A 22888-nucleotide genomic window follows, 5' to 3' on the forward strand; every position below is an offset into this window, starting at 1 on the left:
GGGTGACAACCTTTACCATAGAATGATTTTCAGTATAAAACTCGCCATTTTCGGACAGCGGTATTTTTTGCTTTGCTGTCCGAAAACAGCCGGTAAGCGGACAAAAATGCGGGATAATAAGCCTGCTGTGCAGATGAATCCGGAGGGGAAGATGAGCTATTACAGCAAAAAAATGGCATCGCCGGTGGGCGAGTTAACGCTGCTGGCCAGCGATCGCGGCCTGGCGGCGGTACTGTGGCCGAATGAGAGGGCGCGCATTCGGCTGGGGCCGATTACCGAAGATGCGACCCATCCGGTGCTGACAGAGACCGAGCGGCAGCTGCGCGCCTACTTCGCCGGCGAGCTGAAACAGTTTACCGTGCCGCTGGATTTCGTCGGTACCCCGTTCCAGAAAAAGGTGTGGCAGGCGTTGGTCGCCATTCCCTATGGCGAAACGCGCAGCTATAGCGAGATCGCCCGCGCCATCGGCCATCCTGCTGCCGTCAGGGCCGTGGGCGCCGCGAACGGGCGCAATCCCATCTCGATTATCGCGCCCTGTCATCGGGTGATTGGCGCAAACGGCAAACTGACCGGCTTCGCCGGCGGGCTGGATGCCAAAGCGTTCTTGCTGGCGATGGAAAAGCCCGATCTGTTAAGCCTGTAAAACCCGGGCGCGGTTGTTTCACCGCCGCGCCGCGTAAAATCAGCGACAGCAGCCGCGTTTTCCATTATCTTGTTTAGCATACAAAACCGATATGGCTTTTCCGCCGTTGATAAGCGGTAAAAATGCTGAATAAGTTAAGTTGATAAAACGAGAGTCCCTGATGAGCCTGCTGCCTGAATCTGACACTTTCTATCCTTTTCCGCCCAAGCCGGGCCGCCTCTCTTCTGAAGAAAAAGCCGCTTATCGACAGCGGATCAAGCGCCTGCTGCGCGAGCGTGATGCGGTGATGGTGGCGCACTACTATACCGATCCGGAAATTCAGGCGCTGGCGGAAGAGACTGGCGGCTGCGTGGCCGATTCGCTGGAGATGGCGCGTTTCGGCAGCGCTCATCCCGCCTCGACGCTGCTGGTTGCCGGCGTGCGCTTTATGGGCGAAACGGCGAAAATCCTCAGCCCGGAAAAAACCATTCTGATGCCGACCCTGCAGGCGGAATGCTCGCTCGATCTCGGCTGCCCGGAAGCGGCCTTTACCGCCTTTTGCGACAGCCATCCCGACCGCACCGTGGTGGTCTACGCGAATACGTCGGCGGCGGTCAAGGCGCGCGCCGACTGGGTGGTAACCTCCAGCATTGCCGTTGAGCTGATCGAACATCTCGACAGCCTTGGCGAAAAAATCCTCTGGGCGCCGGATCGTCACCTGGGGCGCTATGTGCAGCGGCAGACCGGCGCCGACGTGCTGTGCTGGCAGGGCGCCTGTATCGTACACGATGAGTTTAAAACCCAGGCGCTGCAGCAGATGAAAGCGCTCTATCCGCAGGCGGCGGTGCTGGTACATCCGGAGTCGCCGCAGGCGGTGGTGGATCTGGCGGATGCCGTCGGCTCCACCAGTCAGCTGATTCAGGCGGCAAAAACGCTGCCGCATCCGCAGATGATAGTTGCCACCGATCGCGGCATTTTCTATAAGATGCAGCAGGCGGTGCCGGAAAAGACGCTGCTTGAAGCGCCGACCGCCGGTGAAGGCGCCACCTGCCGCAGCTGCGCGCACTGCCCGTGGATGGCGATGAACGGTCTGCAGGCGATAGCCGAAGGGCTGGAGCAGGGCGGCGCGGCGCACGAGATCCATGTCGACGCCGGGCTGCGCGAACGCGCGCTGCTGCCGCTTAACCGTATGCTCGCTTTCGCTGCGGAGCTTAAACTTAACGTTAAAGGGAATGCCTGATCGGCATCGCCCGGAGTGCCAATATGGAATTTTTCAGCACGCAAAACATTCTGGTTCATATCCCGCTCGGCAAGGGCGGATACGATCTCTCATGGATCGAGGCGGTCGGCACGCTGGCGGGCCTGCTCTGTATCTGGCTGGCCAGCCGGGAGAAGATCGTTAACTATCTGTTCGGGCTGATTAACGTCAGCCTGTTCGCGATTATCTTTTTCCAGATCCAGCTCTACGCCAGCCTGCTGCTGCAGCTGTTTTTCTTCGGCGCCAATCTGTACGGCTGGTACGCCTGGAGCCGTCAGAGCGGCGATAACCAGGCGGCGCTGCAGATCCGCTGGCTGCCGCGGCGGAAAGCGATCGGCTGGGCGGCAGGCAGCCTGATCGCCATCGCGCTGATGACGGTCTGGATCGATCCCTTCTTCGCCTTTCTGACCGAGCTGGCGGTGGTGCTGATGCAGACGGCCGGACTGCAGGTGGCGATGCCGGTGCTGCAGCCGGACGCGTTTCCATTCTGGGATTCAACGATGATGGTGCTGTCGATCGTGGCGATGATTCTGATGACGCGCAAATATGTAGAGAACTGGCTGCTGTGGGTCGTGATTGACGTTATCAGCGTCTGGATCTTCGCCCGCCAGGGCGTCTACGCCATGTCGCTGGAGTATCTGCTCCTGACGCTGATCGCGCTCAACGGCAGCTGGCTGTGGATGAAAAGCGCGCGCCAGTACCGGGCCGCGCGCTAACGCTTAATGATGATGATGGTGGGCGTGCTGCGGCGCGCCCAGCGTCAGGCCGCAATCCTCGCCTTCGCAGCGCTGATACTCCATCTGCACCGTCGCGTGATCGATCTGATAGCGCTCATGCAGGTAATGGTGGATGCGCTGCAGCAGGGCGTCATGATCGTAGGGCGGCACAACATGCACATGCAGCGTGACAATCGGCTTCTCGCCTACCTGCCACAGATGCACATGATGCACGTTGCGCACCTCCGGAATATTCAGCGTCAGCTCCCGCTTCAGCTTGTCGGCGTCAATGGCGACCGGCGCCCCTTCCAGCAACTCATGCAGGCTCTCTTTCATCAGCGACCAGGCGCTGCGCAGCACCAGCGCCGATACCAGAATCGACAACAGCGGATCGATGGGCGTCCAGCCGGTATACATGATGATCAGCGCGGCGGCGATGGCGCCGACGGATCCGAGCAGGTCGCCCAGCACATGCAGTGCCGCAGCGCGTACGTTCATATTGCTTTCGCCGCTGCCACGATGCAGCAGCCAGAATGAGAGCAGGTTCGCCAGCAGTCCGGCGACGGCGATGACCAGCATAATGCCGCTGGCAACCGGCTGTGGCTGATAAAAGCGCCGTACCGCTTCCCAGACGATCAGCGCAGTGATAACCAGCAGGGCGATGGCGTTGACAAAGGCCGCCAGCGTCGTCAGGCGCAGCCAGCCGAAAGTATGGCGGGCGTTCGGCTTGCGTTTGGCGAACTGCACTGCCAGTAACGCCATCAGCAACGCCGCAGTATCAGTCAGCATATGGCCGGCGTCGGCCAGCAGCGCCAGCGAGCCGGAAAACAGGCCGCCCGCCACCTCCGCCAGCATAAACAGCGCGGTGACGATAAAAGCGGCGCGCAACCGGGCGCGGTTGCCGTCAGATTCATGGTGCGAATGTTGATGGGTCATAGTCATCCAGTCTGGCCAGTAAATTTCGGGTTAATAATAACAGTAAATTACCTGTTTCCGCGCACGCCTGTTGCGCCTGCGCCTGCGCCTGTTCGCCCAGCCGCTGGCAAAGCTGTTCGCCTGCGCTGATGCCCAGCAGCAGCCAGCTGCCTTTCATGCGGTGCGCCCGCTTCGCCAGCGTGAGCCACTCACGCTGCGCGAGCGCCTGCGCGATGGCGTCGCTGTCCTCCTGCAACGTCTGACGCAGCGTAGCGACCACCGCCGGTAAAAAGGCGCGATCCTCGCTGGCCAGCTGCCAGAGCTGCCGATCCAGCTCCGCCAGCGCGTCCGGCAAAGGCGGGTCGCTTAGCGCGGCACGCAGCGCGCTCAGGCCGATCGGTTTGAGCATCACCGCATCCGCGTCGCGCCAGGCCTGGGTATGGTGCGACAGCTGCGCATCGGCGCTGCAGTAGATCAGGCGCGTGCGGCGTGCGGCATGACGTTCACGGCGGCGTAAAATGCGCGCCACCGTCGGGCCGTCCGGATGCGGCATATTGTAGTCGATCAGGATAATATCGAAGCGCGAGACTGCCGCCGCCCGCAGCAGCGCGCGGCCATCAGCGAAGACCTGCGCCTCGACGCCCAGCCAGCGCAGCTGCTGCTCCATTACCAACAGATTAGTGGGATGATCGTCGACCACCGCCACGCGTAGCGGCGGCAGCGGCTGCGCGTCTTGCTGCGGCACATCGGGGGGCGCGGCGTCAGGAGCAATCGGTAGCGGCAGCGTCAGAGTGACGCGCGTGCCTTCGCCGGCAACGGAGTGCAGACGAATATCGCCACCCATGCGCAGCGCGATTTCCCGGCAGATAGAGAGGCCGAGGCCGCTGCCCTGTACCGAGCGGGCGCGGCCGGAGGGAGGTTGATACCAGGGCTCGAACAGCCGCGTCTGCTCGTCGGGCGGAATGCCGCTGCCGCTGTCGGCAACGCAGAGCGTCAGCTGTTCGTCGCGCACTGCCAGCGTCAGGGCGATCTCCCCGGCGGCGGTGAACTTCACCGCATTGCTGATCAAATTGGTGGCGATCTGCTGCAGGCGTCCGCCGTCGATCAATACGCGCCGGGGCAGGGGCGTCAGCGCCGCGACGCTAAAGCGCGGGCCGTCCGGGCGCATCAGCGGCGACCAGAAGTGTTGCAGATCGCGCAGCCACTGCGTCAGGTCGAGCGGCGCCGGCTGCAGGCTAAAGGTGTGGCTTTCAATGCGCGAATGATCCTGCAGATCGTTTAGCAGTGTCATCAACGCGGTAGCGCTGCTGTGGATCAGCGCCAGGCTTTCGGTGCGCGGCTGACGCGCCAGCTCCAGCTCCAGCAGTCCGAGAATCGCCTGCATCGGCGTGCGCAGCTCGTGGCTGACGCTGGCGAGAAACTGGCTCTTCATCTGGTTGGCGCGCTGCGCCGCTTCGCGCTCCTGCTCCAGCCGTCGGCGCTGCCGCGCTTCCAGCCGCTGCTGCCGCCAGCGACGGATCAGCAGCGCCAGCAGAATGGCGATCGCCGCCGCTGCGGCTGCCGCCAGCGACAGCAGCAGCGGCATCGGGATAGCGCGCTCCGCGCCGCCGGGCGGGTTTTCATTGCTCCAGGCGTCGCGCATGCGCTGCTGGGTATCGGGCGGGATCTGCTGCAATCCCTTATCAAGGATGGCGCGCAGCAGCGGCTGCTGCGCGCTGACGCCGATGGCGATCGGCCAGGCGGTATCGCTGGCGGCGAACGCGAAATGGATCGCCTCGCTGTAGCGGCTCTGAATCAGCCAGCGCGCCGACAATACATTATCCACCACCGCATCAAGCCGGCCGGCCGCCAGCGCGTTATAGAGCGACTGCGCATCGTCAAAGGGCTGCGCTGTCAGGCTGCGCGGCAGCAGCTGCTGCGCCAGATCGCCGCGCCGTACGCCGATGCGCATGCCCTGCAGATCCTGCCAGCGGGTCACGCCGGTTGAAGGACCGCGCACGTAAACGCCCCACAGGGCGCGCCAGACCGGCAGCGTGCTGCTTTCCGTATCGCTGCCGGTCAGCGGCTGCACCAGCTCAATCAGTGCCTGGCCGTCGGCCACCCGTTCGCGCGCCTGCTGCGGGTTATTTACCCACAGCGGTTTAAAGCGCAGCCCGGTGCTTTGCCCAACGGCGTTCAGCAGATCGACGCTGTAGCCGCGCGCCTCGCCGCTGGCGCTGCGGTAGCTCCAGGGGTAGTTATCCGCCAGTGCGCTGTAGACGATCTGCGGATGCTGTTGCAGCCAGGCTTTTTCCAGCGCCGTGAGATGCAGCGTATTGGTGTCCTGATAGCGCGGCAGCTGCGCGCTCCAGCGGCTTTGAATGCCGTTAACGATCTCCAGCGGCAGCTGGCGGATAGCCTGATTCAGCACATCACGCAGCGCGGCCTGGGCGGTGACGGCGTAGAGGCTCAGCTCGCCGGGATCGATAGGCGAGGCAATCTGATAGATTTGCCCCTGCTGCAGTTGACTGAGCAGAAAGCCGGCGCTGGTTTCATCCGCCACCACATAGTCATTCTGCTGATTAAGCAGGGTGTAGAGCGCCTGTAGATCGCTGCTATAGGTCTCCCAGCGATGGCGCCGCACAAAATCCGGCGTAACCTGCTGCAGCGTGCCGGCGCTGACGGCGATGCGCGCATCCTGCGAATTGAACATCACCGGACGTCGGTTCTGACGGCTGCGGTAGACGCGCAGCGGCGTGCTGAACCAGGCGCGCGTAGCGTAGAGCCCGGCAGGCAGCGACTGCGACGGCAGGCCGAACGCCAGGTCCGTTGCGCCCTGACGCAGCGCGTTAAGCAGCGCGGCGCTGTCGGGATAGCTGGAGATAGTAAAGCGCGCGCCGGTGAGGTTACCGAGCGCCACCAGGTAGTCGGCGTTGATGCCGTAGAGATCCTTGCCGACGAACATATTCCACGGCGCGCTGCTGGCCTGCAGCACGCCGACGCGCAGGGTTTTTCCCTGCCAGGGAAGCGATTCGCCGCTCGGCATCATCAGCTCCTGCGGCAGCGGCATGCTGCTGACCGGCCGCCATCCGGCCGTGGCGGCGGCGCTGAATAGCAGCGTCAGCAGCAGAAACAGGCGGGCTATTGTTGCGCTTTCCATAGGGCGGCAAGATCCAGCACCGAGGCGGCGCCGGTTTTTTCCAGAATATTCTTTTTGTGGGTGCTGACCGTCTTATTGCTGATATGCAGCTGCCGGGCGATTTGCAGGTTGGAGTAGCCGCGCGCCAGCAGCGAAAGGATCTGCTGCTCTTTACTGGTCAGCGGCAGCCCGCCGGTGGCTGCAGCGGCCATATCCGCCGGGAAGACTGTCTTGCCGCCCAGCACCGCCAGAATGGCGCTCAGCAACTGCGGCATGCTCTGGCTTTTCACCACATAGCCCGCCGCGCCGGCGGCCTGCGCCAGCTGCATATAGAGGCGCTCGGTTTGCGCGGAGTAAATCAGCACCGGCAGCGAAGGGAAACGGCGCTTCAACAGTTTCAGCATCTCCAGCCCATCGCTATCGGGCAGGCTGATATCCAGGATAACCAGTTGGGTGGGCTGTTGCTGCAATGCCTGGCAGGCCGCCTGTTCATTATCCACGGCGGCCAGGCTGAGCGGAATCGGCGCGGTGGCCAGGGCGGCTTGCAGCGCGACCTGCACCAGCGGGTGATCGTCAATCAGTAACAGATGGGCCATATCGTTGCTTCATTGTTTACAGGAGGTTCAGAATAGCGGAAAAGCCTGCGGAAGCAATCATTAAGCAAATAAGTTAAAGCGGAGGCGCGGGGGATAAAAATAAAATCGTGCCGAAAGCATATTACCTGAAATAAAGGGGAGCCGTGGCTCCCCTTTATTTTCTTCAATTCTGTTTTAGCACAGGCGATTATTGCGTCGTGCCGTCGGTTTTACGATCGACATCACCGCCGCCCTGCTGAGTCTGCACTTTTTCATTCACGTTGGGGCATTTGCCATCTTTACACTGCGCGTTTTTATCCATTTCATCAGCGCTCATGCCATTGCTGCCGGCGGTCGGCGAGCTGCTGGCGCCCGGTGCGGTATTACTGCTGCCGGTATTAATCTGGTTATTATCGACATTATTCGGCGGCAGGTTCTCTTTTGCGCCCGGCGCTACTGCGCCCGCGTCCGCTGCCTGGTTAGCCGTGCCGTTGTTGCCCGGTGCCGCCAGCGCCGCGCCGCTGCCCAGTGTCATTGCTGCTGTCAGGACTGCAATTGCAAACTTATTCATAATTATGCTCCCGTTAATTATTGATAGCTGCTGCCGAAACCCAATAGAACTTTCGAAGCTGTCTTTTTATCGGGGCGAGATAATATCTCGTCGGGACAACTTCTGACGAAAACTTGTGATGTAAATAAGAAATTTTCAAGAACTAACGATTAAAAGTGTAGTAAGGAACCAAAGAAACGCAAATCGCCCGGCCGCCGCATCGACGGAAAGTCGATTTACAGCGCGGTATTGAAGGGATAAATTGGTCAGGTGGTGCCCGCTGCGCCCGGAAAAAAATATTAAATGGATAGCTTATGAATTACCAGAATGATGATTTAAGAATCAAAGAGATAAAAGAACTTTTACCGCCGGTTGCGCTGCTGGAAAAATTTCCGGCGACGGAAAAAGCCGCCGCTACCGTTGCTGCTTCGCGTCAGGCGATCCACAAAATTCTGAAAAACGAAGATGACCGCCTGCTGGTGATCATCGGCCCCTGCTCAATCCATGATGTCGATGCGGCGAAAGAGTATGCGGCGCGCCTGCTGCAGCTGCGCCAGACGCTGAGCGGCGAGCTGGAAATCGTTATGCGCGTCTATTTTGAGAAGCCGCGCACTACCGTCGGCTGGAAAGGGCTGATTAACGATCCGCAGATGGACGGCAGCTTCCAGATCAATGACGGCCTGCGCATCGCCCGTAAGCTGCTGTTGGAGATCAACGATACCGGTTTGCCTGCGGCGGGCGAATTCCTCGATATGATCACGCCGCAGTATGTGGCTGACCTGATGAGCTGGGGGGCTATCGGCGCGCGGACCACGGAGTCGCAGGTGCATCGTGAACTGGCCTCGGGGCTTTCCTGCCCGGTCGGGTTTAAAAACGGCACCGACGGTACGATTAAGGTGGCGATTGACGCCATCAACGCCGCCGGTTCGCCGCACTGCTTCCTCTCCGTTACCAAATATGGCCACTCCGCGATTGTCGAAACCAGCGGCAACGGCGACTGCCATATCATCCTGCGCGGCGGCAAAGAGCCGAACTACAGCGCCGAACATGTCAGCGCGGTAAAAGCCGGTCTGGAGAAGGCGGGCCTGCCGCCACAGGTGATGATCGATTTCAGCCACGCCAACAGCAGTAAGCAATTTCAGCGTCAGCGAGTGGTGGCTGACGACGTCGCACAGCAGATTCGCGGCGGTGAAAAGGGCATTATGGGCGTGATGATTGAAAGCCACCTGGTGGAGGGCAATCAGAGCCTGGAGAGCGGCGAGCCGCTGGTCTACGGCAAAAGCGTCACTGACGCCTGCATCGGCTGGGAAGATACGGAAAAGGTATTGCATCAGCTGGCCGCCGCGGTAAAAACGCGTCGGGGCTGATTCAGCTTTCTGTCGTAGCGCTCAATGGCGCGAAAAAAAACCCGCCGGTCGGCGGGTTTTTTATGCAGAACGAATTACTTCGCTTTGCCCTGGTTCGCTACCGCTGCGGCTTTCGCTGCGATTTCGTCAGCGTCGCCCAGGTAGTAGTGTTTGATCGGCTTAAAGTTTTCATCGAACTCATACACCAGCGGTACGCCGGTCGGGATGTTCAGTTCAAGGATCTCTTCTTCGCTCATGTCGTCCAGGTATTTCACCAGCGCGCGCAGGGAGTTGCCGTGCGCGGCGATGATCACTTTCTCGCCGCTTTTCAGGCGCGGCAGAATGGTTTCATTCCAGTAAGGAATGACGCGCTCGATGGTCAGCGCCAGGCTTTCGGTGGTCGGCAGCTGCTCGGCGGTCAGTTTCGCATAGCGCGGGTCGTGGCCCGGGAAGCGCTCGTCGCTGCGGTCCAGCTCCGGCGGGGTTACGGCAAAGCCGCGACGCCACTGTTTAACCTGATCGTCGCCATACTTCTCAGCGGTTTCCGCTTTGTTCAGACCCTGCAGCGCACCGTAGTGACGCTCGTTCAGACGCCAGGATTTTTCTACCGGCAGCCAGGCCTGATCCAGCTCATCGAGAATGTTCCACAGGGTGTGGATCGCGCGCTTCAGCACGGAGGTGTAAGCGAAATCGAAGGTGAAACCCTCTTTTTTCAGCAGCTGACCTGCTGCTTTCGCTTCTCCGCGGCCCTTCTCGGACAGATCAACATCGTACCATCCGGTAAAGCGGTTTTCGTTGTTCCACTGGCTTTCGCCGTGGCGCACCAGAACCAGCTTAGTTACAGCCATAGCTTAACTCCTTTACGCTCGTATGATAATGAAAGCATTATATTGCCGTCGCGCGCGGCTCGGCAATTGATAGTGCCCTACCATAGCGGAATTCTTGACACCGCGTAAGTGCTGAACCGACGCGGTGCGCGTTTTTCAGCCTGATGTTATTCCGCCGTTAACGTATAGCGGGTAACGCTGTGATACGTTTCACCGGGTTGTAACCAACAGCTGGGCTGAGGCCATTCGGGATGGTTCGGCGAGTCCGGCAGAAACTCGCTTTCCAGCGCGATGCCCTGAAAAGCAGTATAGCTGCCCTGATCGCGCGCGGGGGTGCCCGCCAGGTAATTGCCGCTGTAAAACTGCAGCGCCGGCGCGGTGGTATGCACCGTTAGCTTCAGCTTGCTGTCGGAAGACCAGAGCTGAGCGGCGGGCTGCTGCGCGTCGCGCGCGTTCAGCAGGAAGGCGTGGTCGTAGCCCTGCACCAGACGTTGATCTTCGTCCTGCAAAAAGTCGCGGCTGATGCTTTTCGCGGCGCGAAAATCGAAGCCGCTGTCGTCGACCGCCTGCAGCGACGCACGCGGAATGCCTTCACTGTCGACCGGCAGATAGCGATCGGCGTTAAGCTGCAGCTGATGCTGGCGCGCGTCGCCGTGATGCGCGTCGAGATTGAAATAAGCGTGGTTGGTCAGGTTAACCGGGCAGGGGCGATCAACCTGCGCCTCCCAGTTAATCGACAGACAGTTATCCTCATCGAGACGATATTCCACCTGTGCGATCAGATTGCCCGGATAGCCCTGATCGCCATCCGGCGAGTCGATGCGATACAGCACGCTGTTGTCGCTCTGGCTGACAATCTGCCAGCGGCGACGGTCGAACCCTTCCGGCCCGCCATGCAGCTGATGCGCGCCCTGGTTTGCCGTCAGCGTGATATTGGCCGCGTTCAGCCGCGCGTTGGCGATACGGTTAGCGTAGCGCCCTACGGTGGCGCCCAGATAGGCGGTTTGGGTGAGATAGTCCGCCGGCGTAGCGCAGCCCAGCAGCGCTTCGCGCACCGAGCCATCTTTCATCGGCACGCGCGCCGACAGCCAGGTGGCGCCCCAGTCCATAAAGGTGGCGACCATGCCGCGCTGGTTGCGCAGCACGGTGATGCGCCACGGCTGGCCGTCCGGCGCCAGCGAGGTAGCCTGATTTAGCATTGTCCCGCTCCTTCCGATGCGGTGCAGACGTAGAAGGTCTCTTTGATGCCGGTCGCGGCCTCATACTGGCTGGCGACTGCCGCTTTCACCGGCTCCACCAGATCAAACGGCATCAGCGCCACCACACAGCCGCCGAAGCCGCCGCCGGTCATACGCACGCCGCCTTTATCGCCGATGGTCGCCTTAACGATCTCCACCAGCTTATCGACCGGCGGCACGGTGATTTCAAAATCGTCGCGCATTGAAGCGTGCGATTCCGCCATCAGTTCGCCCATGCGTTTCAGATCGCCTTTGCTCAGTGCCTCAGCCGCCTCCAGCGTGCGCGCGTTCTCCGTCAGCACGTGGCGCACGCGTTTGGCCACCTGCGGATCCAGCTCATGCTCGACCGCACGGAACTGTTCGATATCAACATCGCGCAGCGCCGGCTGGCTAAAGAAGCGCGCCCCGGTCTCGCACTGCTCGCGGCGGGTGTTATATTCGCTGCCCACCAGGCTGCGGCGGAAGTTGGTGTTGATGATCACTACCGCCACCTCTTTCGGCATCGGCACCGCGCGCGTGCCCAGCGTGCGGCAGTCGAGCAGCATGGCGTGATCTTTCTTGCCCAGCGCGGAGATCAGCTGATCCATAATGCCGCAGTTGCAGCCGACGAACTGGTTTTCCGCTTCCTGGCCGTTAACGGCGATTTCCGCGCCATCCAGCGACAGATGATAAAGCTGCTGGAAAACGGTGCCGACCGCCACTTCCAGCGAGGCGGAGGAGCTAAGGCCGGCACCCTGCGGCACATTACCGCTGATCACCATATCTACGCCGTTGAAGTCGCTGCTGCGCTGTTGCAGATGTTTCACCACGCCGCGCACGTAGTTGGCCCACATTGGCGCCTCGACGCGCATAATCGGCGCATCCAGCGAAAAGCTGTCCTGCTCGCTGTCGTAGTCGGCGGCGATGACGCGCACCTGGCGATCGTCGCGCTTCGCGCAGCTGATCACTGTCTGGTAATCGATAGCGCAGGGCAGCACAAAGCCGTCGTTATAATCGGTGTGTTCGCCGATCAGGTTGACGCGGCCCGGCGCCTGAATGGTATGGGTCGGCTGATAGCCGAACTGCTGCTGGAAAATCTGTTGGCTGGTCTCTTTTAAGCTCATTCTGCATCTCCCGTCTGGCGGAAATGAATATCGCTGACGGAACGCAGTCGCTCCGCCGCCTGTTCTGCGGTTAAATCGCGCTGGGTTTCCGCCAGCATTTCGTAACCCACCATAAATTTGCGCACCGTGGCCGAGCGCAGCAGCGGCGGATAAAAGTGAGCATGCAGCTGCCAGTGGTCGTTCGCTTCGCCGTTGAACGGCGCGCCGTGCCAGCCCATGGAGTAGGGGAAGGAACACTGGAACAGGTTATCGTAGCGGCTGGTCAGCTTTTTCAGCGCCAGCGCCAGATCGCTGCGCTGGGCCGCGCTCAGATCTACCAGGCGTTTAATATGCGTTTTCGGCAGCAGCAAGGTTTCAAACGGCCAGGCCGCCCACCAGGGCACTACCGCCAGCCAGTGTTCAGTTTCAACCACGGTGCGGCTGCCATCTTTCAGCTCGCGCGCGACGTAATCGACCAGCATCGGCGAACCCTGGCGCGCGAAATAGTCACGTTGATGCAGATCTTCGCGCTGCACTTCATTCGGTAAAAAGCTGTTGGCCCAGACCTGGCCGTGCGGATGCGGGTTCGAGCAGCCCATCGCGGCGCCCTTGTTTTCAAACACCTGCACCCAGGGATAGTGCTGGCCTAAATCCGCGGTCTGCTGCTGCCAGGTGGTGACCACCTCTTCCAGCGCCGCGACGCTCAGCTCCGGCAGGGTTTTGCTGTGATCCGGCGAAAAGCAGATCACCCGGCTGGTGCCGCGCGCGCTTTCACAGCGCATCAGCATATCTTCGCTCTGCGGCGCTTCCGGCGTATCGCTCATCAGCGCGGCGAAGTCATTGGTAAACACGTAGGTGCCGGTATAGTCAGGGTTTTTATCACCCGTCACGCGCGTGTTGCCCGGGCAGAGGAAGCAGTCCGGATCGTGTTTGGGAAGCTGCTGCACGGCGGGCGACTCCTGCGCGCCCTGCCAGGGACGCTTGGCGCGGTGCGGAGAAACCAGTACCCACTGGTCGGCCAGCGGGTTGTAACGGCGATGCGGGTGATCGACCGGATTGAATTTTTCCATGTTCTGTCCTGATAGCTGACTTAAGCGGTAATCGCAGAGTAAAAAATAGCACAGTGTAAAAAACGAAAGCGTGATCCAGTCTGGATAAATGGAATCGTTTACACAAGCTGAAAATTCTGAGTTATCAGTAATAGTAGCGGGTTGTAAGTAAGGAAAGACAAAAGATCGCACAATTAATGGTAGCGCTTACACAGAGGTTGACGCACGCAGCCATGCGGCGGCCTTAAAGCAGAACGCAGAGAACAGGCGGCGGAAGCAGCATCGTCGCGCCGCCAAAGCAAAAGCGAGGGAAGAGAGGGCAGAAACGGAGAAAGGGGAGCAGAAGAACAAGGCAGAAGCGGAAAAAGGGGAGCAGAAGAACAGGGCAGAAGCGGAGAACAGGGCAGAAGCGGAGAACAGGACAAAGGCGGAAAACTGGACAAAAGCGGAGAACAGGGTAAAGAGTGGCACGGACCAGGAAAGAGGTTTTCCGATAAAGCGGACAAAGAAGCAGCCATAAAGGCGGCGCCACTCTACCTGCGTCGTCAGTCAGGTGAGCAGGCCACCACTTCATCTGCGCCGTCAGCCAGGCGAGCAGGGCGCCACTCTACCTGCGTCGTCAGTCAGGTGAGCAGGGCGCCACTTCACCTGCGCCGCCAGTCCGTCAGCAGGGCGTCAATTCGCCTGCGCCGCCAGTGAATAAGCGGCGCGAAAGGGCTACCGGGCGCAGATCAGCCCAGCGCTTCCGTCCGATAGGCGTAGATATCCTTCTGCGGCACAAAGCTCAGGCGATGGGTAATACACTGCGGCGCATCTTCTGCATGATGGGAAACAAACAGCAGCTGCGTTTGTCCTTCCGCGATCAGCACGTCCACAAAGCGGCGCACCAGCTGACGGTTGATCGGGTCAAGCCCCTGCAGCGGCTCATCCAGGATCAGCAACGTGGGGTGTTTGACCAGCGCGCGCGCGATCAGCACCAGCCGCTGCTGCCCCCAGGAGAGGCTGTGAAACGGCGCATCAGCCTGCGCCTGCATGCCCAGCAGCGCCAGCCAGCCGTTCGCCAGCGTACGCTGACGGTCGGACACCGCCTGATAAAGCCCGATAGAGTCAAAATAGCCGGAAAGGATCACGTTGCGCACGCTGATCGCTACGCGATAGTCGAGATGCAGGCTGCTGCTGACGTAGCCGATATGCTGCTTTATCTCCCAGATGGTCTCGCCGCTGCCGCGTCGCCGTCCAAACAGCGTCAGGTCATTGCTGTATCCCTGCGGATGATCGCCGGTGACCAGGCTCAGCAGGGTCGATTTACCGGCGCCGTTCGGCCCGATAATCTGCCAGTGCTGCCCCGGCCGCACCTCCCAGTTCAGGCCGTGCAGCACCGGTTTATCGTTGTAGCTGACCACGCCGTTTTTCAACGCGATGCGCGCCGCGTCGGGCGCCAGCTGCGGCTGCTGCGCGGGGTTATCCGCCTCCGGCAGCGCCATGCCCTGCAGACGCTCGCTGTGCGCCAGCTGGGCGACCAGCGCTTCCGCCAGCACCGTTTCGCGATCGCCGATATGGGTCAGATGGCACTCCGCCAGCACGCCGACGCGCTCGACAAACGGCGGAATATCATCAAAGCGGTTCAGTACCAGCACCAGCGTATAGCCCTGCTGATGCAGCCGCGCCAGCAGCGCCGCCAGGCTGGCGCGTGAATCGACATCCAGCCCGTCGAAAGGCTCGTCCAGCACCAGCAGATCGGGCTGCGCCATCAGCGCCTGACAGAGCAGCGTTTTACGCGTTTCGCCGGTGGAGAGATACTTAAAACGGCGCTCAAGCAGGTATTCGATGCCGAACAGCCGCGCCAGCTCGCGACAGCGGGCGGCATCTTTCACCGCATCCTGAATCATCTCTGCCGCGGTGCGGCCGGTGTCATCCTCGCCTTCGCTCAGCAGATCGGTGTTGTTACGCTGCCACTCCTCCTCCACCAGCTTTTGCAGCTTCTCCAGCGACAGCAGCATCGGGCGTGTGAAATCGCTGTGAAAGGCGCCCTGCAGCGGCGGTAGCTCACCGGTCAGCGCCTTCGCCAGCGACGACTTACCGCTGCCGTTGGCGCCAACGAAGGCCCAGCTTTCGCCGCCGCGCAGCGTTAAATCGTTCAGGGTCAGTATCCGGGTATCGCTAAGACGAAACGTGCCTTGCGAAATTTGCAACGTAGCCATTTTACATTCCGTTTTTTGCAGCGTAAGCTTCTGTTTTTAGCGGCTGGCGGCGGGCAAGTCAAACGGCCGGAGCGGATTCAGAGCAGCGTCGCGATAATCACCTGATCGGCGTTAAAATGTGCTATTACCGCCGCGCCTGGCTGTAGATTTTGCTGTTCAACCTGCAGATTGCCCAGCGTGGCGCAGAGCGTCTCGCCGCTGCCAAGCGTCATCAACACCTCGCTCTGCTGCTCGCCGCGCTCGATGGCGCTGATAACGCAGCGCAGCTGGTTATCGGCCTCTGACGCTTCGCGGCTGACTGCCACCCACGGTGCTTTAATCAACAGCAGCACCTCTTTGCCGGCGCTCAGCTGCAGCCGGTCGGCGCTCTGGCGCGTCAGCGCCGCCTTCAGGCGCGTCTCGCCGTCGGCCAGCAGGACCTCGACATGCTGCTGCACCCGCTCCGCGTCCCGGTGCAGAAGGGTGCCAAACAGCTGGTTGCGCGCGCTGGTCTGCAGCGAGAAGCGCGCGATGGCGGCCAGCAGGCTGTCGAGCGGCAGCTGATCGTCCTGCAGCACGTCAAACGCCTTTTGCTGGATCTGCTCCAGCAGGCGAAACAGCGCGATCAGCCGTTCGCCGTAGCGCGTCAGTTGCGCGCCACCGCCGCCTTTGCCGCCGGTGGCGCGCTCCACCAGCGTGCGCTCCGCCAGCTGGTTCATCTCGTTAATGGCATCCCATGCGCTTTTGTAGCTAATGCCCGCCAGCCTGGCCCCCTGGCTGATGGAACCGGTCTGTTTAACCTGCTGCAGCAAGGCGATGCGGCGCGGATCGGCAAACAGTTTCTGCTGGAGTCGAATAATAAGGGAGATGTCAGCCTGCATGCTAAGCCTCATAAAGTGGTTTGATTTTATTGTAAAAGAGGCGGCGAGGGGTGTCACGGCGTTAAGCCGGCGTCAGCGGCGCTTCAGGAAAAGTAAAGCGCACAAAAGGACAGTGCGTTTTTTATCATGCTGGTTAAAATGATCTTTTTACCGCAATAAACGAGGCAACTATTATGCTGGAGCTATTAAAAAGCCTTGCTGTCGCCGTGATCATGGTGCCGATCGTCATGGCCATTATCCTTGGCCTGATTTACGGTCTGGGTGAAGTGTTCAACGTGATCTCAAAATTCGGTCATCGCAACGAGCGCACGGCGAAGCCGCGTCAGTAAGCGCGCCCCATTCTGCTTTCTGTTCAACAGGGTCGGCCTCAGGTCGGCCCTGTTGCTTTTCCCCGGCTGATTTCCTTTGATCAAACGTATGACAGCGCTCGCCGTCTCGTTATAGTATTCCTTACATAACGTTACCTGGAGAAAAAGTATGTCTGCTATTAAATGGGATCACTGGTTAGGCGCTGCGGCTATCGCCCTCAGCCTGTCAGGGCACGCCGTCGCCGCTGATAAAGTGACTGTCTTCGCTGCCGCCTCGCTGACCAACGCGCTGCAGGATATTGTCGGGCAGTATGAAAAGGGCAAGCATGAGATTAAAATCGTCACCTCCTACGCCTCTTCTTCTACTCTGGCGCGGCAGATAGAGCAGGGCGCGCCGGCGGATCTGTTTATCTCCGCCGATCAGCAGTGGATGGACTACGCCGCCAGCAAAAACAGCATTGAGGCCGGTTCGCGCTATACGCTACTGGGCAACGATCTGGTGCTGATCGCCCCGGCCAGCGAAAAGGCGCAGCCGGTGCGTATCGATAAAAATACCGACTGGAAAAGCCTGCTGAAAGGCCAGCGCATCGCGACCGGCGATCCGGACCACGTTCCGGCAGGAATTTATGCGAAAGAGGCCTTACAAAATCTTGGCGCCTGGGATACGCTGTCGCCGGTTATGGCGCGCGCCAATAATGTCCGCGCCGCGCTGGCGCTGGTGGAGCGCAACGAAACGCCTTACGGCATCGTCTACGGCTCCGATGCCGTCGCCAGCCATAACGTGACGGTAGTCGGGCACTTCCCGGAAAACAGCCATAAACCGGTGGAATACCCGATGGCTATCGTCAACGATCATCATCAGCCTGCGGTCAGCGCATTTTATGACTACCTGAAAGGGCCGGAGGCGGCGGCAATATTCAAAAAATATGGATTCACCCCACGCTAATGATATTGAGTGATGTTGAATGGCAGGCTGTGGAACTCAGCCTGAAAGTGTCGGCAGTGGCTGTGGTCGCCAGCCTGCCTTTCGGCATTTTTCTCGCCTGGCTGCTGGCGCGCTGCGAATTTCGCGGCAAGGCGCTGCTGGATAGCCTGATCCACCTGCCGCTGGTCCTGCCGCCGGTGGTGGTGGGCTATCTGCTGCTGCTGACGCTGGGACGGCGCGGCTGGATCGGCAGCTGGCTCTATGACTGGTTCGGCATCAGCTTCGCCTTTAGCTGGCGCGGCGCGGCGCTTGCCGCCGCGGTGGTGGCGCTGCCTTTAATGGTGCGCGCCATTCGTCTTGCGCTGGAGGCGGTCGATCCGAAACTGGAGCAGGCGGCCCGCACGCTCGGCGCTGGCCGCTGGCGCGTCTTTTTTACTATTACGCTGCCCCTGACGCTGCCGGGCCTGATCGCCGGCACCGTGCTGGCCTTCGCCCGTTCGCTGGGCGAGTTCGGCGCCACCATTACCTTTGTCTCTAATATTCCGGGCGAAACCCGCACCATCCCGCTGGCGATGTTTACCCTGCTGGAGACGCCGGGCGCTGAAAACAACGCCGCCAGGCTCTGTTTGATCGCCATCGCGCTGGCACTGGTGTCGTTGCTGCTATCGGAATGGCTGGCCCGCTGGGGCCGTAAGCGTCTGGGGGGCTGATGCTGGAGCTTAATTTTACCCTGCAGCAGGGCGATAGCCTGCTACAGATGGATACGCAGTTGCCGACCAAAGGCATCACCGCGATTTTCGGCGTTTCCGGCGCCGGCAAAACCTCGTTAATCAATGCCATTGCCGGGCTGGCACAGCCGCAGCAGGGCTATATTCGCCTGAATGGCCGCACCCTGAGCCATGCGGAAGAGAATATCTGGCTGCCGCCGGAAAAGCGCGGCGTCGGCTATGTGTTTCAGGAGGCGCGCCTTTTCCCGCACTATCGCGTGCGCGGCAACCTGCGCTACGGCATGGCGAAAAGCCGCCAGGGGCAGTTTGATGCACTGGTGACGCTGCTGGGGCTGAACGATTTACTGGATCGGTTTCCCTGGTCGCTCTCCGGCGGCGAAAAGCAGCGGGTGGCGATCGGACGCGCGCTGCTAACGGCGCCCGACATTCTGCTGATGGATGAGCCGCTGGCCTCGCTCGATATCCCGCGCAAGCGTGAGCTGTTGCCCTGGCTGCAGAAGCTGGCGAAGCAGGTCGATATCCCGCTGCTTTACGTCTCGCACAGCCTGGATGAGATCCTACAGCTGGCCGATCGGGTGCTGCTGCTGGATAAGGGCGAAGTGAAGGCGACAGGGACGCTGGAGCAGGTCTGGAGCAGCAGCGCGCTGCGTCCCTGGCTGCCGCGCAGCGAGCAAAGCACCGTACTGCGCGTTCAGGTGCTGGAGCAGCATCCCGACTACGCGATGACCGCACTGTCGCTGGGCGATCAGCATATCTGGGTCAGCCGCGTTGAGGCGCCGCAGAAGACGGCGCTGCGCATTCGCATTCAGTCGTCGGATGTGTCGCTATCGCTGCAGCCGCCGCTTAACAGCACCATCCGCAATGTGCTGCCGGCGCAGGTCAGCGAGCTGGTCGAAGTGGATAATCAGCAGGTCGAGGTCAAACTGCGTATCGGCGCCAGCGAGCTGTGGGCGCGCATTACGCCCTGGGCGCGCGACGAGTTGGCGATTAAGCCCGGTATGTGGCTGTTCGCCCAGATCAAGAGCGTTTCCATTACCGCATAAAGGGGGCGGGAGGCATGCTCTCCCTGTTCCCTGTTCCCTGTTCCCTGTTCCCTGTTCCCTGTTCCCTGTTCCCTGTTTCGTGGCGGGTTAAGGCGTTAACGGGGCGGCCCGGCCGCGCCAGATAACCGCCGCCGGCGATGCGGCCCCTCTGTCCCGCCGCTACAGCACTTCGCGACGAATCGTCTCCGCGATGCCCGGCTCCAGGTTAGTGCCGATGACGCGCGCGGCACGCGCTTTGATCGCCTCATCGGCGTTGCCCATCGCCACGCCCAGGCCGACATTCTCCAGCATGCTGAGATCGTTGTAATTATCGCCGAATGCCAGCACATCCTTCATCGACAAGCCCTGCGATTCAACCCACTCTGCCAGTCGTTTACCTTTGCTGTTGCCTGCCTGCGCGATATCCACCTGATCGTGCCATGACCATTCGCAGGCCAGCCCCAGCGTCTGCTCAACCTGATCGGCGAACTGCTGCAGCGCGCGGGTATCGGGATGGGAGAGAGCGAACTTCCAGATCGCCTGCGCTTCGCGCGCGGCGTCGGCAAGGTTCGGCACCTGCAGAAACAGCGGGCGCTGGTGTGCCGGCAGCGATTGCGCCCACTGCAGGGTGCGCTCAACGTGGCCGGTCGGCGTTTGGTAGAGCATCGCATCGTCGACATAGAGCAGGCCATGGATCGCCTGCTGGTCGAGCATCTCAATAACCTTCAACGCCTGCGATTTATCCAGCGGATCGGCGGACAGTACTTTTTTCGCCTGATAATCATACAAATAGGTGCCGTTACAGCAGATTGCAGGTGTATCGAGCGCCAGCGCCTGATAAAAAGGGTGAATAGCGCAGTGGTGGCGTCCGGTGACGATAAGGATATGAACCCCGGCCCGTTTGGCTTCGGCCAGCGCCGCCAGGGATTCGGGAAGAAGGGTTTTACGCGGCGTCAGCAGCGTACCGTCCAGGTCGAGGGCAATCACGCGATAGCTCATAATTAATTCCGCCAGTCATTATTCGCAAAGCAGCGATGTTACACCCAGCGGCGCCTCGCCACCAAATCGCTGCGGCAGAAACAATCCGACGGGCTGCGGCAAAACGCGCTACCCTTTGCCACAGGCCACCCATTACAGGTAATGAGATAAGGAGAATTCATGAAGCAAGTTGTTTATACCGCCAGCCCGGAAAGCCAGCAGATCCACGTCTGGCAGATGAATGAAGAAGGCGCGCTGACGCTGTTGCAGGTCGTGGATGTGGCGGGGCAGGTGCAGCCGATGGTGGTGAATCCGACTCAGCCGTTTCTGTATGTCGGCGTGCGGCCGCAGTTCCGCGTGATCGCCTACCGCATCGCCGATGACGGCACCCTGAGCGAAGCGGGCCAGGCGCCGCTGCCGGGCAGCCCGACCCATATCTCGACCGATCGTCACGGCAACTTCCTGTTTTGCGGCTCCTATAACGACGCCTGCGTCAGTATCAGCCCCATCGGCGCCGACGGCGTGCCGCTGGCGCCAGCCCAGGTGGTCGAGGGCCTGGAGGGATGCCACTCGGCGAACATCGGCAGCGACAACCAGACGCTGTTTGTCCCTGCGCTAAAGCAGGATCGCATCTGCCTGTTCGACGTGAACGCCGCCGGCAAACTGACGCCGCACGCCCAGCCGCAGGTCACCACCGTTGAGGGCGCCGGTCCGCGCCATATGGTATTCCATCCCAACCGCCAGTACGCCTACTGCGTCAATGAACTCAACAGCAGCGTCGACGTCTGGCAACTGAGTAACGCCAACGGCCAGGTGGAGCGCGTGCAGAGCCTGGATATGCAGCCGGCCGATTTCACCGGCACGCGCTGGGCCGCCGATATTCATCTGACGCCGGATGGCCGCCATCTTTACGCCTGCGATCGCACCTCCAGTACCCTGACCATTTTCAGCGTCAGCGAAGATGGCGGTCTGCTGACGCTGGAAGGCCATCAGCCGACCGAAACGCAGCCGCGCGGCTTCAATATTGATAACAGCGGCCGCTATCTGGTCGCCGCCGGGCAGAAATCACACCATATCGAAGTCTATCGCATTGGCGAAGGGCAGGGGCTGCTGACGCCGCTGGCGCGCTATGCGGTTGGCCAGGGCCCGATGTGGGTGGTGATCCACGCACTGTAAAGCTTGAGCCGCCTCGCAGTTTTGTCTGCACGGCGGCGTTTTAATCTCGACCGGATCAAACTCCTGCGCTTCCACGTTTTTTTTCCTGCCGCTCTGTGTTGTTTTAACGGCGGGACTCTATCCACAAGGAAGCCACCATGACTCTCTTACGTAAAACCTGCTTGCCGCTGTTTATCAGCAGCCTGTTTATCGCCGCCGCCGCGCAGGCGCAGACCGTTCCGCACTTTTTGACCGCCGCAGAGGCACCGGACAGCCTGGCGATTCTGCCGCCGCCGCCCGCCTTTAACAGCGTTGATTTTCTGCGCGATAAGGCCATGTACGACTGGGGGTGGCGCAGCGCAAAACGCCGCGCGGCAAGCTCGCCTGGGAAGATGCCAACGTCAAGGCGGAGAATATTCCGCTGCTGTTCAGCCAGGCCTTTGGCTATCCGCTGGATGAGCAGCACGCGCCTGACATTCTTCGGCTGATGATCACCATGAAAGAGGATGCGGGCACTTACGCCACCGCCAGCGCGAAAAAGCATTATCAGCGCATTCGGCCATTCTCCTTCTATGGCGTAGCCACCTGCCGTCAGGACGATGAAAAAACGCTGGCGGGCGAGGGCTCTTATCCTTCTGGCCACACCACTATCGGCTGGGCGCTGGCATTAGTGCTGGCGGAGATTAATCCGGCGCGTCAGCAGGCGATCCTGCAGCGCGGACTGGAAATCGGTGAAAGCCGGGTGATCTGCGGCTACCACTGGCAGAGTGATATCGACGCCGCGCGCATCATGGCCGCCGCAGTAGTGGCAAGGCTGCACGCCAACACGGCGTTTACTCAGCAGATGGAGAAAGCGAAGGCGGAGTTTGAACGCCTGAGCGCGGGGCGCAGCTCGCCGGGCGGGGCGCAGTAGCGCCCCGCAGGCAGCGTTAGCTGTACATCACGGTAATCGAGGCGCTGGCGAGACGATGGAAATGGACGTTAAAGCCCACCATTGCGCCGCTGGCGTTTTCGTCCACCGCGATTTTGTCCACGTCCAGCGCGTGAACGGTAAAAATATAGCGGTGGCTTTCGCCCTGCGGCGGCGCCGCGCCGCCGTAGCCCGCCTTGCCGAAATCGGTACGCGTCTGAATCGCCTCTTCCGGCAGCGCCGCCTGGCCGGAGCCGGCACCCTGCGGCAGCACCGTTACCGCGGCGGGGATATTCGCCACCACCCAGTGCCACCAGCCGGAGCCGGTTGGCGCGTCGGGATCGTAGCAGGTGACGACGAAGCTTTTCGTGCCTTCCGGCACCTCATCCCAGGCGAGGTGCGGCGAAATATTATCGCCCTGGTAGCCCATGCCGTTAAACACATGGCGCTCCGGCATCGTCTCTCCGTCGTTGAAATTGTGACTGTAAATCCTCATCGCATCTCC

The 22888-nt window shown here is 60.8% G+C and carries 21 protein-coding genes and 1 pseudogene; 10 read left to right on the forward strand and 12 right to left on the reverse strand.

The genetic code is table 11. The annotated features are described in order from the left end of the window. Positions 1–151: 151 nt before the first annotated feature. From C2E15_RS06810 to pnuC, 3 genes are all read left to right on the forward strand, one after another. Positions 152–643 (forward strand): methylated-DNA--[protein]-cysteine S-methyltransferase, encoded by a 492-nt coding sequence (locus C2E15_RS06810; protein WP_104956692.1) that lies wholly within the window; start codon positions 152–154, stop codon positions 641–643. 160 nt (positions 644–803) lie between these two features. Further along, positions 804–1862 carry a quinolinate synthase NadA gene (gene nadA / locus C2E15_RS06815; protein ID WP_104956693.1) on the forward strand — a complete coding sequence of 353 codons (1059 nt, stop codon included), beginning with the start codon at positions 804–806 and terminating at the stop codon, positions 1860–1862. Between the two features lie 23 nt (positions 1863–1885). Beyond that, positions 1886–2596 carry a nicotinamide riboside transporter PnuC gene (gene pnuC / locus C2E15_RS06820; protein ID WP_104956694.1) on the forward strand — a complete coding sequence of 237 codons (711 nt, stop codon included), beginning with the start codon at positions 1886–1888 and terminating at the stop codon, positions 2594–2596. Positions 2597–2599: 3 nt separating this feature from the next. Here pnuC and zitB read toward each other — a convergent pair whose 3' ends face one another. The 4 genes from zitB to C2E15_RS06840 all read right to left on the reverse strand — a co-directional run bounded on the left by zitB (position 2600) and on the right by C2E15_RS06840 (position 7775). After that, positions 2600–3532 carry a CDF family zinc transporter ZitB gene (zitB, locus tag C2E15_RS06825; RefSeq protein WP_104956695.1) on the reverse strand — a complete coding sequence of 311 codons (933 nt, stop codon included), beginning with the start codon at positions 3530–3532 and terminating at the stop codon, positions 2600–2602. Beyond that, positions 3507–6650, reverse strand: a complete 3144-nt coding sequence (locus tag C2E15_RS06830) for a hybrid sensor histidine kinase/response regulator (protein ID WP_104956696.1) — start codon at positions 6648–6650, stop codon at positions 3507–3509. The genes zitB and C2E15_RS06830 overlap by 26 nt, the downstream gene beginning before the upstream one ends. After that, positions 6632–7225, reverse strand: a complete 594-nt coding sequence (locus tag C2E15_RS06835; protein WP_104956697.1) for a response regulator — start codon at positions 7223–7225, stop codon at positions 6632–6634. Before C2E15_RS06835 ends, C2E15_RS06830 begins: the two co-directional genes overlap by 19 nt. A gap of 187 nt (positions 7226–7412) precedes the next feature. Next, positions 7413–7775: a YbgS-like family protein gene (locus C2E15_RS06840; RefSeq protein ID WP_104956698.1), complete on the reverse strand. Its 363-nt coding sequence runs from the start codon at positions 7773–7775 to the stop codon at positions 7413–7415. 293 nt (positions 7776–8068) lie between these two features. Here C2E15_RS06840 and aroG point away from each other — a divergent pair, with 293 nt between their 5' ends. After that, complete coding sequence (gene aroG, locus C2E15_RS06845) at positions 8069–9121, forward strand: 3-deoxy-7-phosphoheptulonate synthase AroG (RefSeq protein WP_104956699.1); 1053 nt, start codon at positions 8069–8071, stop codon at positions 9119–9121. Positions 9122–9195: 74 nt separating this feature from the next. On the opposite strand, the gene gpmA is transcribed toward aroG, so the two are convergent. The 6 genes from gpmA to modE all read right to left on the reverse strand — a co-directional run bounded on the left by gpmA (position 9196) and on the right by modE (position 16357). Further along, positions 9196–9948, reverse strand: a complete 753-nt coding sequence (gpmA, locus tag C2E15_RS06850) for a 2,3-diphosphoglycerate-dependent phosphoglycerate mutase (RefSeq protein WP_104956700.1) — start codon at positions 9946–9948, stop codon at positions 9196–9198. Between the two features lie 146 nt (positions 9949–10094). Next, positions 10095–11126, reverse strand: a complete 1032-nt coding sequence (gene galM / locus C2E15_RS06855; protein WP_104956701.1) for a galactose-1-epimerase — start codon at positions 11124–11126, stop codon at positions 10095–10097. Beyond that, a complete protein-coding gene (galK, locus tag C2E15_RS06860) occupies positions 11120–12268 on the reverse strand; it encodes a galactokinase (RefSeq protein WP_104956702.1) in 1149 nt (382 codons plus the stop codon). Before galK ends, galM begins: the two co-directional genes overlap by 7 nt. Further along, on the reverse strand, positions 12265–13317 hold the full coding sequence (gene galT / locus C2E15_RS06865; RefSeq protein ID WP_104956703.1) for a galactose-1-phosphate uridylyltransferase: 1053 nt from the start codon (positions 13315–13317) through the stop codon (positions 12265–12267). Before galT ends, galK begins: the two co-directional genes overlap by 4 nt. 710 nt (positions 13318–14027) lie before the next feature. After that, complete coding sequence (gene modF, locus C2E15_RS06870; RefSeq protein ID WP_104956704.1) at positions 14028–15497, reverse strand: molybdate ABC transporter ATP-binding protein ModF; 1470 nt, start codon at positions 15495–15497, stop codon at positions 14028–14030. Between the two features lie 77 nt (positions 15498–15574). Beyond that, a complete protein-coding gene (gene modE / locus C2E15_RS06875) occupies positions 15575–16357 on the reverse strand; it encodes a molybdenum-dependent transcriptional regulator (protein WP_104956705.1) in 783 nt (260 codons plus the stop codon). Between the two features lie 173 nt (positions 16358–16530). Here modE and C2E15_RS06880 point away from each other — a divergent pair, with 173 nt between their 5' ends. The 4 genes from C2E15_RS06880 (at position 16531) to modC (ending at position 19361) form a co-directional block, all read left to right on the forward strand. Then, complete coding sequence (locus tag C2E15_RS06880) at positions 16531–16686, forward strand: AcrZ family multidrug efflux pump-associated protein (protein WP_104956706.1); 156 nt, start codon at positions 16531–16533, stop codon at positions 16684–16686. Positions 16687–16834: 148 nt separating this feature from the next. Further along, the gene (gene modA / locus C2E15_RS06885) at positions 16835–17611 is read left to right on the forward strand and encodes a molybdate ABC transporter substrate-binding protein (RefSeq protein ID WP_104956707.1); all 777 of its coding nucleotides are present in this window, start codon (positions 16835–16837) and stop codon (positions 17609–17611) included. Beyond that, on the forward strand, positions 17611–18300 hold the full coding sequence (modB, locus tag C2E15_RS06890; protein WP_104956708.1) for a molybdate ABC transporter permease subunit: 690 nt from the start codon (positions 17611–17613) through the stop codon (positions 18298–18300). Before modA ends, modB begins: the two co-directional genes overlap by 1 nt. Beyond that, entirely contained in the window at positions 18300–19361 is a 1062-nt protein-coding gene (gene modC / locus C2E15_RS06895; protein ID WP_104956709.1) for a molybdenum ABC transporter ATP-binding protein ModC, read from the forward strand. Before modB ends, modC begins: the two co-directional genes overlap by 1 nt. A gap of 159 nt (positions 19362–19520) precedes the next feature. Here the strand turns inward: modC and C2E15_RS06900 are convergent, their stop codons facing one another. Next, positions 19521–20339, reverse strand: a complete 819-nt coding sequence (locus tag C2E15_RS06900) for a pyridoxal phosphatase (protein ID WP_104956710.1) — start codon at positions 20337–20339, stop codon at positions 19521–19523. A 159-nt stretch (positions 20340–20498) separates the two neighbouring features. Between C2E15_RS06900 and pgl the strand changes: the two genes are divergently transcribed. Together pgl and C2E15_RS06910 are read left to right on the forward strand one after the other, a co-directional pair. Then, entirely contained in the window at positions 20499–21494 is a 996-nt protein-coding gene (pgl, locus tag C2E15_RS06905; protein ID WP_104956711.1) for a 6-phosphogluconolactonase, read from the forward strand. Between the two features lie 137 nt (positions 21495–21631). After that, a pseudogene (locus C2E15_RS06910) lies at positions 21632–22386 on the forward strand (acid phosphatase). Positions 22387–22402: 16 nt separating this feature from the next. On the opposite strand, the gene C2E15_RS06915 reads toward C2E15_RS06910, so the two are convergent. Then, a complete protein-coding gene (locus C2E15_RS06915; protein WP_104956712.1) occupies positions 22403–22879 on the reverse strand; it encodes a kinase inhibitor in 477 nt (158 codons plus the stop codon). Between the last annotated feature and the right edge of the window lie 9 nt (positions 22880–22888).

Source organism: Mixta gaviniae, from assembly GCF_002953195.1.
GTDB lineage: Bacteria > Pseudomonadota > Gammaproteobacteria > Enterobacterales > Enterobacteriaceae > Mixta > Mixta gaviniae.